The 14,221-nt window shown below is 37.0% G+C and carries 14 protein-coding genes and 1 riboswitch; all 14 genes read right to left on the reverse strand.

Features of this window, described 5'->3' with window-relative positions:
* Window positions 1–8 precede the first annotated feature (8 nt).
* Window positions 9–2,081, reverse strand: coding sequence for a type I DNA topoisomerase (gene topA, locus ACMW72_RS00975; protein ID WP_418366966.1), 2,073 nt, complete (start codon window positions 2,079–2,081; stop codon window positions 9–11).
* Between the two features lie 151 nt (window positions 2,082–2,232).
* Complete coding sequence (gene dprA / locus ACMW72_RS00980; protein ID WP_418366967.1) at window positions 2,233–3,327, reverse strand: DNA-processing protein DprA; 1,095 nt, start codon at window positions 3,325–3,327, stop codon at window positions 2,233–2,235.
* Between the two features lie 280 nt (window positions 3,328–3,607).
* Complete coding sequence (gene sucD / locus ACMW72_RS00985; protein WP_418366968.1) at window positions 3,608–4,519, reverse strand: succinate--CoA ligase subunit alpha; 912 nt, start codon at window positions 4,517–4,519, stop codon at window positions 3,608–3,610.
* Window positions 4,520–4,537: 18 nt separating this feature from the next.
* Entirely contained in the window at window positions 4,538–5,698 is a 1,161-nt protein-coding gene (gene sucC, locus ACMW72_RS00990; protein WP_418366969.1) for an ADP-forming succinate--CoA ligase subunit beta, read from the reverse strand.
* A gap of 166 nt (window positions 5,699–5,864) precedes the next feature.
* Window positions 5,865–6,041: a hypothetical protein gene (locus ACMW72_RS00995; RefSeq protein WP_418366970.1), complete on the reverse strand. Its 177-nt coding sequence runs from the start codon at window positions 6,039–6,041 to the stop codon at window positions 5,865–5,867.
* 109 nt (window positions 6,042–6,150) lie between these two features.
* On the reverse strand, window positions 6,151–7,701 hold the full coding sequence (locus ACMW72_RS01000; protein WP_418366971.1) for a YifB family Mg chelatase-like AAA ATPase: 1,551 nt from the start codon (window positions 7,699–7,701) through the stop codon (window positions 6,151–6,153).
* 186 nt (window positions 7,702–7,887) lie between these two features.
* Complete coding sequence (locus ACMW72_RS01005) at window positions 7,888–8,898, reverse strand: ABC transporter substrate-binding protein (RefSeq protein WP_418366972.1); 1,011 nt, start codon at window positions 8,896–8,898, stop codon at window positions 7,888–7,890.
* Between the two features lies 1 nt (window position 8,899).
* Window positions 8,900–9,667 carry an ABC transporter permease gene (locus tag ACMW72_RS01010; protein WP_418366973.1) on the reverse strand — a complete coding sequence of 256 codons (768 nt, stop codon included), beginning with the start codon at window positions 9,665–9,667 and terminating at the stop codon, window positions 8,900–8,902.
* Window positions 9,664–10,311 (reverse strand): thiamine phosphate synthase, encoded by a 648-nt coding sequence (gene thiE, locus ACMW72_RS01015; protein WP_418366974.1) that lies wholly within the window; start codon window positions 10,309–10,311, stop codon window positions 9,664–9,666. Before thiE ends, ACMW72_RS01010 begins: the two co-directional genes overlap by 4 nt.
* Window positions 10,308–11,120: a hydroxyethylthiazole kinase gene (gene thiM, locus ACMW72_RS01020; RefSeq protein WP_418366975.1), complete on the reverse strand. Its 813-nt coding sequence runs from the start codon at window positions 11,118–11,120 to the stop codon at window positions 10,308–10,310. Before thiM ends, thiE begins: the two co-directional genes overlap by 4 nt.
* Window positions 11,111–11,929 (reverse strand): bifunctional hydroxymethylpyrimidine kinase/phosphomethylpyrimidine kinase, encoded by an 819-nt coding sequence (thiD, locus tag ACMW72_RS01025; protein ID WP_418366976.1) that lies wholly within the window; start codon window positions 11,927–11,929, stop codon window positions 11,111–11,113. The genes thiM and thiD overlap by 10 nt, the downstream gene beginning before the upstream one ends.
* Before the next feature lie 106 nt (window positions 11,930–12,035).
* Window positions 12,036–12,145: riboswitch (TPP riboswitch) on the reverse strand.
* Between the two features lie 146 nt (window positions 12,146–12,291).
* The gene (locus ACMW72_RS01030; protein WP_418366977.1) at window positions 12,292–12,651 is read right to left on the reverse strand and encodes a YraN family protein; all 360 of its coding nucleotides are present in this window, start codon (window positions 12,649–12,651) and stop codon (window positions 12,292–12,294) included.
* A 3-nt stretch (window positions 12,652–12,654) separates the two neighbouring features.
* Complete coding sequence (locus tag ACMW72_RS01035) at window positions 12,655–12,930, reverse strand: EscU/YscU/HrcU family type III secretion system export apparatus switch protein (RefSeq protein ID WP_418366978.1); 276 nt, start codon at window positions 12,928–12,930, stop codon at window positions 12,655–12,657.
* Entirely contained in the window at window positions 12,927–14,210 is a 1,284-nt protein-coding gene (locus tag ACMW72_RS01040) for a hypothetical protein (protein WP_418366979.1), read from the reverse strand. Before ACMW72_RS01040 ends, ACMW72_RS01035 begins: the two co-directional genes overlap by 4 nt.
* Window positions 14,211–14,221 lie beyond the last annotated feature (11 nt).

A 14,221-nucleotide genomic window follows, 5' to 3' on the forward strand; every position in this document is an offset into this window, starting at 1 on the left:
TCCTACAATTATTGGATCGTCTCTTTGTAATTACAATAGGTACATTCATTTACTGTCTCTTTCTTCGATTTTTTTTCAATCATTAATCTCCCGCATTTGGGACAGGGGCGTGTTGCTGGTTTATCAAAGGAAATAAAATCGCAATTTGGATAATTGCTACAACCATAGAATACTCTTTTTTTCCCTTTCCGTTCGACAATCTCTCCTCCACATTTTGGACATGAGACATGAAGACTTTTTACGATTGGTTTTGTATTTCTACATTCGGGAAATCCTGAACACGCTAAAAATTTGCCATAGCGTCCCATTTTATAAACCATAGGTCGGCCACATTTCTCACAAACCTCATCCGCTAGTTCATCTTTAATCTCTACCTCTTCCATCTCTTTTTCTGCATAATTCAATCGTTTTTCAAAGTCCTCATAAAAATGACGGATAACATTGACCCACTCTAAACGACCTTCTTCGATTTGGTCAAGATTATCTTCCATTTGCGCAGTAAATTCTACATCAAGTATCTCAGGAAAAAACTCCTTCATCAGTTCAATGACAAGAACTCCTAATTCCGTTGGTATAAATTTTTTATCTTCTAATTTCACATAACCACGTTTTTGAATGGTATCGATGGTTGGAGCATAAGTACTTGGTCTCCCTATGCCTAATTCTTCCATTGTCTTAACCAATCTTGCTTCCGTATAACGTGGAGGAGGTTGGGTAAAATGTTGTTCAGGTTCAATCTTGTGAAGTTTTACCTCTTCCTGTTCTTCAAGGGGTGGTAAGATTTTGTCCTCTTCCTTTTTATTGTCATCGTTTCCCTCAATATATAGTCTCATAAAGCCTGGAAACTTTACCTTACTACCCGTCGAACGAAAGATCGCTTTCTTGTCTCCAACCATCATATCAACGGTCATCGTGTCTAGTATCGCTTGTGCCATTTGACTAGCAACAAAACGTTCCCATATTAATCGATATAGACGGTATTGATCCCTTGATAAATAACTTTTAATCGAATCAGGTGTTCGAAACACAGAAGTGGGCCGAATGGCCTCATGAGCATCTTGAGTTTTATTTCCCTTTTTCTCTGTTTTTGTTACATTGGAAACATATTCACTTCCATAGTGATCTAAAATATATTGTTTTGCTTCATCCCGAGCTGTTTGTGCGACTCTTGTTGAGTCAGTTCGCATATAAGTTATAAGACCAACAATTCCTTCTTTTCCAAGCTCAATTCCCTCGTAAAGCTGCTGAGCCACTTGCATGGTCTTAGCTGCTTTAAAATTCAGCTTTCTTGCTGCCTCTTGCTGAAGGGAACTTGTAATAAATGCAGGTGCTGGATTTCTCCTTCGCTCACTTTTTTTTATCTCAGAAATGATGATCGGTTGGTCTTTGATATTCGCTAATAACTCATCAACTTCTTCTTTTGATTGAAGTTGTATTTTCTTACCGTCGTATCCATAAAATTTTGCTTCAAATCGCTCTCCCTTACTCTCTAGATGAAGGGTTACCGTCCAAAATTCTTCAGCAACAAAATTTTGAATTTCTTTTTCGCGGTCATAGATTAATTTTACAGCTACGGATTGAACACGACCTGCACTTAGTCCTTTCTTTACTTTTTTCCATAGTATAGGACTAATTTTATAACCAACTAAACGATCTAATACCCTTCTTGCTTGTTGGGCATCAACAAGGTTGTAATTGATGGTTCTCGGGTGTTTAAAAGCTTCCTGAATTGCGTTTTTGGTGATTTCATGGAATACGACCCTACATTTTTCTTTTTCGTCGATATTTAATGCTCGCTGCAGATGCCATGCAATCGCCTCCCCTTCACGGTCAGGGTCAGCAGCAAGATAAACTTTTTTTACTTTTTTTGAAGCTTCTTTTAATTCTTTTAGAATATTTCCCTTCCCGCGAATGGTAATGTATTTGGGTGAAAAATTGTTTTCTATGTCAACACCTAATTGGCTTTTTGGCAAATCAATCACATGCCCCATAGAGGCTTTTACAACATATTTTCTTCCTAAATATTTTCCAATTGTTTTTGCCTTTGCTGGTGATTCAACAATTACTAATGTGTCAGCCAAGAACCTTCCTCCCCTCTTTAAACACAATCCAAGTCAATTTTGGTCAATTTTGTTAAACATTCTTTATTATTAAATAGTAGACTTCTATTTGTCAAATTATTCAATACAAATTTATGACTTGTTCATACATATAAAATACATTCTATCCTTTTTATGTCTTCTTCCTATAATAACTTCCAGGTAATTGTTTAACGAATCCTTTTAATTGTAATGAGAGTAAACATTCATAGACTTCAGAAAGGGGTAGTTTTGACCGTAACACGATTTCATCAATATGAATTTTATCTGTAATTAGAGTGAAAATTTTTTCTTCTTTTTTTGTTATTTCTATTTTTTCCGTTTTTTTTAGCTGTTTCTTTTTAAGATTTAAATAGGGAAATTCTTGATTTACATCCTCTGCTGTTTGAATCAGTTTTGCACCTTGTTGAATTAAAGAATTGGTTCCAAGACTTTGTTTGGATATAATCGGACCGGGTATAGCAAAAACTTCCCTTGATTGATCAAGAGCGTGCTTAACAGTAATAAGAGATCCACTTTTCAATGAAGCTTCAACGACAATCGTTCCATAGGTAAGTCCACTAATAATCCGATTTCTTTGGGGAAAGAAACCGGGAAAAGGGGGTGTTCCTGGCGGATATTCTGATACAATTAAACCATTATTTTGTATTCTTTTATATAAGCGCTGATGTTCTTTAGGATAAATGACATCGATTCCACTTCCTAATACAGCAATGGTGCCACCATGGTTCTCCAATGCTGCTTCGTGGGCTACTTTATCAATTCCTCTTGCCATTCCGCTGACGACAGTCCAACCAGACAATGTTAATTCTTTTGCCATTTTTTCCGTAACTGTAATTCCATATGCAGTCGGATTTCTTGTCCCCACAATCGCAATAGAAGGTTCATAAAATAGATCTAAGTTACCCATATAATACAAAACCCAAGGTGGTTGAGCGATTTCCTTTAATAAGGGGGGATAATTTTCATCAGACATCGTTAAAATTCGAATTCCTTCTCTTTCCCACTGCTTTATTTGTTGTTGAAATTGCTCCATGTTCTCTTTTGTTAGATTCCCAATGATCCGCTCTGCACTTGTTAAATCGATTCCTACCATCATCGATAATTCAAGGGGGGAAAAATTAAAAAGAGAATGAAACGATTCAAGAGTTGTTTTAAGCCTTTCTATCGTTTTCCAACCAATCCCCTTAATGGAATGTAAAAAGATGAATAATTCCCTCTCCTCCATCAACAACACCATCCAACTTTTTTATATCTATTAAATTCATGAATTTTTTAACTACTTTTTCAAGTTTGCCAAAAAATACCTTGTCTGTAAAGTAAAATTTTCATACAAACACAGCATAAAAATAGGTTTGTATATTCCAACGCGCTTTGTTGTTTGTGTATTTCTTTTGAATAGAATAAGTAAGAAATACACTCCCAAAAGTCGCTGCTTATGGAATATACAAACCTAAATTATCTTGGCTTGAAAAAATAAGGGAGTTGATCTCCCTTCTTCAAAAAAATTATTGATCTTTTTTTGTGATGCACTTTTCAAGTAATCCCTTTTCTTTTAGAAGATCAACAAGAGTTGAACCGATTTCCGCAGGTGTAGGAGCAATACGAACCCCTGCTTCTTTTAATTTGGCTACTTTTTCTTTTGCTGTACCTTTTCCACCGGAAATAATCGCTCCGGCATGCCCCATTCTTTTTCCTTTGGGAGCGGTTTGTCCGCCAATAAAACCAACAACAGGTTTTGTCATATTTTCTTTAATCCATTCTGCTGCTTCTTCTTCCGCAGTTCCGCCTATTTCTCCAATTAGAATCACAGCGTAGGTATCTGGATCCTCATTAAACATTTTTAAAACATCGATGAAGTTGGTGCCATTTACAGGGTCTCCACCAATTCCAACTGCAGTGGATTGGCCAATTCCATAAGATGTTAACTGATGTACCGCTTCATAAGTTAATGTTCCACTTCGAGAGACAATTCCTACATGACCCGGCAAATGAATATATCCAGGCATGATCCCAATTTTACACTCGCCTGGGGTTATAACTCCCGGGCAGTTTGGACCAATGAGTCGTGTTTTCTTTCCTTCCATGTATTTCTTCACTTTTACCATGTCTAAAACAGGAATTCCTTCTGTGATACAAACGACAAGATCTAGTTCTGCATCCACAGCTTCCATAATCGCATCAGCAGCAAAAGCTGGAGGAACATAAATGACAGATGCAGTTGCTCCTGTTTTCTCTACAGCTTCTTTCACCGTATCATAAACAGGTAAACCTAATACTGTAGTTCCTCCTTTTCCTGGAGTAACCCCAGCTACCACTTGCGTTCCATATTCTAACGCTTGTTGGGTATGAAACATACCTGTGGAACCAGTAATTCCTTGAGTAATGACTTTTGTATCCTTATTAATTAAAATACTCATTGTATTTTCCCCGCCTTCCTATTTCACTAGTTCTACAATTTTTTTCGCACCATCGGCCATTGAATCAGCAGTAACGATATTAAGTCCCGACTTATTAAGAATTTCTTTCCCTAATTCCACATTCGTACCTTCAAGCCGAACAACTAATGGTCGATCTAATCCCATTTCCTTTACGGCGGTTACAATACCGTTAGCAATAATATCGCATTTCATTATGCCACCAAAAATATTAACAAAAATCCCCTCTACTTTTGGATCAGAAAGAATGATTTTGAAAGCCTCTTTTACTTTTTCCGTGGTTGCCCCACCACCAACGTCCAAGAAATTCGCTGGTTCTCCACCATAATATTTAATGATATCCATTGTGGCCATTGCTAGACCCGCTCCGTTAACCATACATCCGATATTTCCATCTAAAGCGATATAACTTAAATCATAACGAGATGCTTCCACTTCTTTTGGATCCTCTTCATCAAGGTCACGAAGTTCCTTAATATCAGGATGACGATAAAGAGCATTAGAATCAAAATTGATTTTGGCGTCTAAAGCAAGAACATTCCCTTCTTCAGTAACAACTAATGGATTAATTTCCGCAATAGAAGCATCCTTTTCTACAAAGACTTGATATAAGCCTAACATAAATTGAACAGCTTTATTGACCAAGTGAGAAGGTATATTGATCGCAAACGCTAATTTCCGCGCTTGGAATGGCAATAACCCAACCGCTGGATCAATCACTTCTTTAAAGATTTTTTCTGGAGTTTTAGCCGCTACCTCTTCGATTTCTGTGCCCCCTTCTTCCGAAGCCATCATGACCACACGACTTGTGGCACGATCAACAACCATACCAACATAATATTCTTTTTGTATTTTGCTCCCTTCTTCAATAAGTAAACGCTTCACTTCTTTTCCTTTAGGACCTGTCTGGTGTGTGACTAAGGTTTTTCCTAAAAGTTCTTTTGCATATTCACGAACTTCATTTAAATTTTTGGCAATTTTCACACCACCAGCTTTTCCTCGCCCACCAGCATGAATTTGCGCTTTTACAACAACAACATCCGAATTAAGGCTTTTTGCTACATTTACAGCCTCTTCAACAGTAAATGCTACTTTTCCATTTGGAACAGCAACTCCATATTTTCTTAGAATTTCCTTTGCTTGATACTCGTGGATATTCATTTTCTAGCCTCCTACAAAACTTTCTTTTGCTACATAGAAAGAAGGTTGCAAAATAATATGTATTTTCTATTTTATTGTAATAAATCATACACAAAATTTGAATAATTAATTTAAATTCGACAATAATTTTTATTTCAAATGATGATTATTTGTTTACATAATAAAGTTATGGTTGAGTTTGATAAACCATGATGACTACATATTCTACATTTCCAGGTGCAACGACATTGCTATGAAACTTCATATCAACGACATTCACATCTTTTTGTTCCCTTAACCACATATTGATTAATTCCTCTAATAGATTCAGTTGATTCGCTTGTAGAATTTTCACTTGATACATCGCTAATTTCTCCTTTTTGTATGAATTTTTATATTCACTTCCAAGACTCTATTTTCTATTGTACCGAAAAAAAAGAGATGAAACAAAATACACACAATATAAGTGTTAACTATTCCTTTCGATCTAAGACTCGATAATTTATCGCTTCTGCCAAATGTGCAACTTTAATCTTTTCGCTTTCTTCCAAATCAGCAATGGTTCTGGATATTTTTAAGATTCGACTTAACGAACGACCACTTAACCCAAATTGGTTAAATGATTGTTTTAATAAGTCTTCTGCTTCTTGTTCTAACTGGCAGAACTGTTTCACTTGTTTTGCATTCATTTCCGAGTTAAACTGAATTCTTTCGTTTTCAAATCGCCGTTTTTGCATCATTCTAGCCTTTTCAATAGATTCTCTCATCATTTGTGATGACTTACCTTCTTTTTCTTCCCTTAATGTTTCAATATTCACCCAAGGCACTTCAATATGGATATCAATTCGATCTAACAATGGACCCGATAATCTAGAGCGATACCGCTTAACCTCAAGGGGAGTGCATTGACATTCATGTCCTGGAACTTCAGCCCCATAGTATCCACATTTACAAGGATTCATCGCTCCAACTAACATCACCTCAGCGGGAAAAACATAAGCAGCTCTTGCACGGCTAATCGTTACTTTTCCATCTTCCAAAGGTTGCCGCATGCTCTCTAAAGTATGACGGGAAAATTCAGGTAATTCGTCTAAGAAGAGAACGCCACGATGGGCTAAACTTATTTCGCCTGGTTTAGGGCTTGAACCACCACCAATTAAACCTGCAGAAGAAATGGAATGATGAGGTTGACGAAACGGACGTTTTGACATTAATTTTCCCCTTTCACCAAATTCCCCTGCCACACTGTAAATCTTTGTTACCTCTAACATCTCATCCCAAGTTAAAGGAGGTAAAACGGAAGGAATTCTTTTTGCAAGCATGCTTTTCCCCGAACCAGGTGGACCAATCATCAGTAGGTTATGCATACCAGCAACAGCAACTTCAATTGCTCGTTTCACTTGAACATGCCCTTTCACATCAATAAAATCTTCCACCTCGTAATCTATAAAACTGTTAAATTTGTTATATTCACTGTTTTCATCATTAGATGACGGATATCTGTTCCCAGTCAAAAATTCGATTACATCTTTTAGATGAGAAAACCCAAATACTTCGATTCCATGTACAAGTCGTGCTTCATCAACGTTCTGCTTTGGCAAAATCAATCTCTCTATATTTTTCTGCTTTGCCTCAATTGCCATCGGTAAGATTCCATTTATTCCATGGATTGAACCATCTAATGATAATTCACCGATAAATAACGTTTTTTCTAAATTCTTCTCGCTATCTCTTATGTCTATTTGTTCGCTTGCCATCAAAATTCCTATTGCCATCGGCAGATCAAATCCTGAGCCTTCTTTTTTCATATCGGCAGGGGCTAAGTTGATCGTAATTCTTTTTATGGGGAAATGGTATCCAGAATTTTTGATCGCCGCTCTTACTCGATCTTTTGATTCCCGAATTGAAGAATCAGGTAACCCCACGATTTGAAATTGGGGCAAACCATTTGCCAAATCAACTTCGATCTCGACTAAGAAACCGTCAATTCCTAAAATCGAAGAACCTAAAACTTTTGCATACATCCCTCTTTTCTCTCCCTTCCTTCTTTATATGAATTCTTGAAAATGATAAAAAATCCTTTATGATTTCTAATTTTTCAGATTTTAAAGAACAAACAAGGGTCTAAACATGAATGATTTAGATCTTGCCATTGTGGATTATTTCCTCAAAAGAAAACCACTAGCCAACTTGGCTAGTGGGCATTTTTCCTAATTAACAAATGATACAAACATCGACTCTACAGAATGCTTACTGTTAATTAATTGATAATCATATAACCATTGTTGCACTTTTTCCCATTGTTCTTTACTTTGCCAACCGAATTCGTGGCCTTGTACCTTCATGAATGGAAGAAGTTTTTGTAAACTTTGCGTTTCTACATCAGGATCTAGAGGAAATTCCTTTTTTTGTTGTTTCAACAAGATTTCTAAACTAACTTTTGGGTTTTTCCTGACTTCTTCTTGTCCCTTTTGTGCTGCCTTCCAAAATTTTTGAATCAGATCTGATTTTTGTTTCCATCCTTCCTGACTTGTTACCAACATTAATTCAGAATAATTGGGTACACCATAATCCGTTGGATAAAATTCTTTGACTTTAAAACCTTCCTTATTTAAAAGAATCTCTTCATGGTTAAGGAAACCGCCGCTAATCGCATTTACCTTCCTTGTACTTAATGCAGGCATTAGATCCCAACCCACATCAACCATCTTAATTTTTTGCGGGTCTCCTCCAGCGTGTTTGATCATTGTTTTCACAAGGGCCTCATTCATGGGAATGGAAGGATAACCGATCGTTTTTCCTTCTAGATCTTTTGGAGATTGAATATTGCTGTCTTTCGGCACTAACAATACATTTAACGGATGGTTTACAATCGATGCCACAGCAACAACTGGAATCCCTTTATCAATTGCCGAGATGATTTCCGGTTGATAGCTTAATGCCATATCCACTTGATGGGCAGCAACTAAACGTAATGGGTCGTTTGTCTCGGCTGGCATCACAAATTCTACATCAATTCCTTGTTCTTTAAAATATCCCTTTTCTTTTGCCACATATAAGAAACTATGTACCGCATTTGGGTACCAATCCAGCATTAATTTTAGCTTTTGTAATTCTTTTGGCGATTCTTTACTTGGATTTACGTTAGTACTGCATCCTGCGACAAAAATAATCATCAAAATAAGTAAAACCAATCGTTTAAAACGAAATCGCGAAATCATCCTAAATCTTCCTTTCCTTTGGTAAATATTTTCTGAAGAATTTTTTTTCAATCAACTGGATGAACCCATGAAAAAATAACCCTAATAACGCAAGGTTAACTACAGCCGCAAATGAGGAGTCAGCTTGGAGATTAGCAGACATTCGTCGGCTATAGTATCCTAATCCTGAATCACTTCCTAACCATTCTCCTAGCGTAGCACCTACAATACTAAAAACAGCAGCCATTTTGATACCAGACAGGATAAAAGGTATCGCATGAGGAATCTCGATTTTAAAAAAAATCTGTTTTTTTGTTGCTCCATAGGATTGAAGCAACGAAAGCATTCCTTGGTCGACCGACTTTAGACCTTGAAATACATTCATACTTACAGGGAAAAAACTAATAAGAAAGATGATAAAGATTTTGGCAAAAAGCCCATAACCAAACCACATAATGACAATGGGTGAAAGTACAATGATTGGAATAGTTTGGGAAATGATCATCCAAGGATAAAGGGTTTGCTCAATGTTTAGCGAAATGTGCATCATAAAGGCAATAATAAACCCTAGTAATACAGAAATGATCAGTCCAAGTAAACTCTCCATAAAGGTGACTGGTAAATGAATAAGAAACAATTGTTCTTTCTCTTTCCATAATGCTTTAAGAATCTGAATTGGCGTCGGTAAGATAAATGAAGGAATGGATATGATAGTAGGTAATATTTGCCAAATAATGATAACCATGATAAAAAATAATGTTGATTTCTGGTTACGTTGTAAATGCTTCATTTAATTCTATATCCTTCCTTGGTTCTCCTCCATTCCTCAATTAATTCTTTTGCACTTAGAAATGGATTTGCTGATCGAGTAATAGCAGAGACAACCGCAATTCCATCAGCTCCAGACCTCACCAGATCAGGAATATGTTCTTTTTGAATGCCACCAATTGCGATGATTGGAATGGACACATTCTGACGAATGGAATCAAGTCCCTCTAGACCGATTGTTTTTGCATCCTGTTTTGTTGCTGTTGAATAAATTGCACCAACGCCCAAATAATCTGCTCCAGCCTTTTCTGCTTCGATTGCTTCTTCAACTGTTCTAGCTGAAATTCCGATTTTAAATGTAGGAGGGGTTATTTTTTTGATTTCCTCTATTGGAAGGTCATCTTGGCCTACATGAATGCCGTCCGCTTCTAAGATTTGGGCCAAATCCAATCGATCATTTACAAAGAACTGCGCATTGTATTCTTTGGTCAATTGGCGAATTTCACGTCCAAATTCAATGATTTCTTTCATGTTCCCCTTCTTTTCTCTTAATTGTACGGTTTTGACCCCTGCTTCTAAAGCTTGTTTTATAACTTCTATTGGCGAAAGAACACAATCATCTCTACCAATAACCAAATATACAGATAATGGTGCTATTTCGATCATACAATATTCACCCACTCGATTTTGGCTTTTTGATCGATCTCATTTAGATCCAATTGATGTATTTCATCCATCAATTGAACAGCAAATGAACCAGGTCCTTTAGCATGAATGGCTGCTCTTTCTGCTGCGATTCCGTAATAGGTTAAAGCAGCGACTGTTGCAATAAAGGGATCTTCCTCTGCGGCAATGGTCGCGCCAATCAATGCCGTTACTAAACAGCCTGTACCGGTTACTTCACTTAGAAGAGGGTGGCCATTAGCGATCACAGCCATTTGCTCTCCGTCAGTTACAATATCTTCCTTTCCTGTAACAGCAGCAACAACATGATACTTCTTTGCAACTTTTGTTGCAATCGCAAACCGGTCTCCTTCCCCATTATCACCAGAATCAACCCCTTTAATTACCCAAGGGATATCCGCTAAACGTGCCATCTCAGCAGTATTTCCACGAATGACAGTTGGTTTGAATTGTTCGAGCATATTAAATATAGTGTTTGTTCTATAGGATGTCGCACCGACACCAACAGGATCAAGTATGATCGGAACGCCTACTTGATTTGCTTTTTTTCCTGCTAGAATCATCGCTTCTACCATCTCTGAAGTAATGGTCCCTATATTAATCACTAATCCATTCGATACACTTACCATTTCTTCTACTTCCTCAGGTGCATTGGCCATAATTGGAGATGCACCATAAGCAATTGTACCGTTTGCGGTGAAATTGGTTACCACAAGGTTTGTTAAATGGTGAATTAGTGGTTTTTTCTCCCTTACTTTTTTTACTGCTTGCTTTACTCTTTCTAATTCCATAATTCTAATCCCTTTCTCTTCATATATGCAAAATGGTTAGTTGGTCCATGTCCTGAACCGATTGCTAATTGATCAGCCTCTTCAATTGCTGCTTGAATAAATTCTTTTGCGATTTGGATGGCAGTGTATAATTCTCTCCCTTTTGCAAGTTCTGCTGCAATCGCCGATGAAAAAGTACAACCAGTTCCGTGTGTATTCTTCGTAGCGATCCTTTTTCCATCTAATAATGAAAAATTCTTACCATCATAAAAAAGATCTACCGCTTCATTTTCTAAGTGGCCACCTTTGACAATGACAGCTTGGGGCCCATAGGAAAGCAATTGTTCAGCAGCTAATTTCATCTCTTCAATGGAGTTGATTTTCATACCGGTTAAGACTTCTGCTTCTGGAATATTGGGAGTAATCACTGTAGCAAGAGGGAATAATACGTGTTTGATCTCTTCTTTCGCATCGTCTGACAGTAAAGGACTTCCTCCCTTTGCAACCATGACAGGATCAAGGACGATCGGTATATTTCGATAGGTATTCAGAATCTTTCCAACGACTTGGACAATTCCCTTCGATGATAACATTCCGATTTTGATGGCATCTGTCCCGATATCTGATAAAACAGCGTTGAGTTGTTTTTCTACACCTTCTATCGGAATGTCATAAATACCAAAGACTCCCATTGTGTTTTGAGCTGTTACAGAAGTGATTACACTCATACCATATACGCCTAATGTAGTAAAGGTTTTAAGATCAGCTTGGATTCCAGCTCCACCGCCACTATCTGAACCGGCAATGGTTAACGCCCGATAAATCTTCATCAACTACTCCTCCTTTTTTATTACTGCGAAGTTGGTCGAAAGAAATCTGCGCTGATAAAGAAAAAATCCTTCGCAATGCAGGCGAAGGACTATTTTCAAAGAATCCAAAAGAATCAATGATGTTCCCTTCGCAGGCATTACCCTGATCAGGTTTTAAGGGTCAGGTGCTTAATAGCCCTTTCTCAGCCCCTAACAGAAGCTCCCCTTTAATTTCCTTTTCAATGTTATAACCATTATATTTCGTTTCTCCTTGGACGACAAGAGTTGAATCCATAAGAATACACTTGAATCAAAAGAAAAACCGTCTGAAACCGTCGAAAATGAGAAAAAAAAGAAGGGTTTTGCGATGGCCCGGGAAATGGTTAATGGATAATATTTTTGATATGTTGAATTTGATATTTTCCTTCTATTTTATCAATGGAAATGAGATCAAAACGAACGTTGCGATTCCACCATTTTTTGCTTGTTAAAAAAGCTTCTGCAGTATATAGAAGTTTTTGTTGTTTTCTATGATGAATCGATTCACTTGCTTTACCAAAATCAGAAGTACTTTTTGTCCGTACCTCAACAAAAACCACCGTTTCCTGATCTAACATGATAAGGTCTAATTCACCATAACGGGTTCGCCAATTCTGTGCAATGAGAATATATCCTTGATTAAGTAGATATTCTTTTGCCTTTTCTTCTCCCCATTTTCCTAAAACTTTTCGCTGATGGGTCATTTTTTATCCCCTTTTTGCCATTTTTTCTCCTTGATAAACAAGGGCAAAAACCTCTGCGATAATGGGATATAACTCAGGTGGAATCTGTGAATTCAGTTCTAGTTGGTACAAAAGTTGAACCAGGGATTTGTCTTCATAGATCATGACGTCGTGAACTTTCGCTTTTTCGATGATTTTTTCTGCGATATAACCCTCTCCCTTTGCCACAACACGGGGAGCTTGGTTTTGATTTGGATCATAGTTTAGTGCAACTGCCTTTTTCTTTTGGGGTCTTTTCATATCCGAAGATCCACTCCTTGGTATGGGGTTGGGGATGATAAAAAAGACTCTTTCCCCTTTAATTCTTTCAAGGACCGAATTTGTATTCCCGATGTTTTGTAACCTTCTCTCTTAATAAATTCCTCAAATCGACTGCCAATCGTTTTTATAATCTCGTGAATGGATGGATGATCATTATACAGCCAAACAATCATTTGTCTTTGCAGGAGGTGGATATGAATGATTGTATCCCCTAGGTTTGGAAATTGAAAAAGAAAAACAAGTCTCACATCGTTCATATCGATGGTTTGGTTTCCTTTTTTCTTCGAGTGAATTTGAACATAAATGGGTTCTTCTGAAAAACGGATAAAATTGGGAAATTGTAAAAACAAATGGGTAAAGTGATTGGTATCTGGTTGCAAGGTTAATTGCTGTCCATGTAAGTGGAATACCAATGATTCCAAAGTAGATGTTAACGGATCTGGTAACTTATCTTTCATTCCTAGAAGACTTTGCAGATGTTGCTTTAATGTTGGATAAGAGTTGGAATTAGCCCCTATGTATTCAAGATATTTTTTAATGGATAAAAGTAGATCCTTCCCCTCTATTTTTTCGTTGGGAAAAGAATATGATCTTAGAACATCATCAATTTGTTCAACTATCTCTTTTAGAGATGTAGATGTATCTTCGAAAATACCCCTTTGGTCTTGAAAATGTTTGATTTCATTTTTTATTTGTTGCCGGAGTATAGATAATCTCTTAGGCAAATCTTGCCCATCAAAAAACTCGACAAGAGAACGGATATGGGAAGCCGTTATCGGTAGATCTAAATCATTTAAGATGTCTACTGCATGTATTACATCCGTCATATTTTCTTTTGTCTTTTGCAAATATTGTTCAATGGCAAGAATCGTTTCTTTTTTAACGGGAATTTGTTTTTCAATGAGTGAGAAAATGAGGTTTCGATTTTGTGAACTATTTTTTAATTGGAGAGTTTTTAATAAATCATCAATGGGCAAAGAATGGTCTTTTGGGTTTGTTGGGTTTGATATATGGATTAATTTTAGTTTCGTGATTTCATGATCCCTAGCTGTAACCATAAACCATGCTTTTTGCCCTTTTTTGAGGGGAACCTCATTTTTAGCAATCAATCTTATCCCACGAATCGAAACCACAGCTAATTGTTCATTGATTAATTCAAGTACCTGCCCTTTGATGATTTGCCCGGTTTTTAATTGTAAGGATTTGATGTTCTGTGGGTCTGACTTGATCAAATTTTGTAGTAGGGATTGAACTTCCATTCAGTTCCTCC

This window comes from Tepidibacillus sp. LV47, assembly GCF_048381575.1.
Taxonomy (GTDB): domain Bacteria; phylum Bacillota; class Bacilli; order Tepidibacillales; family Tepidibacillaceae; genus Tepidibacillus.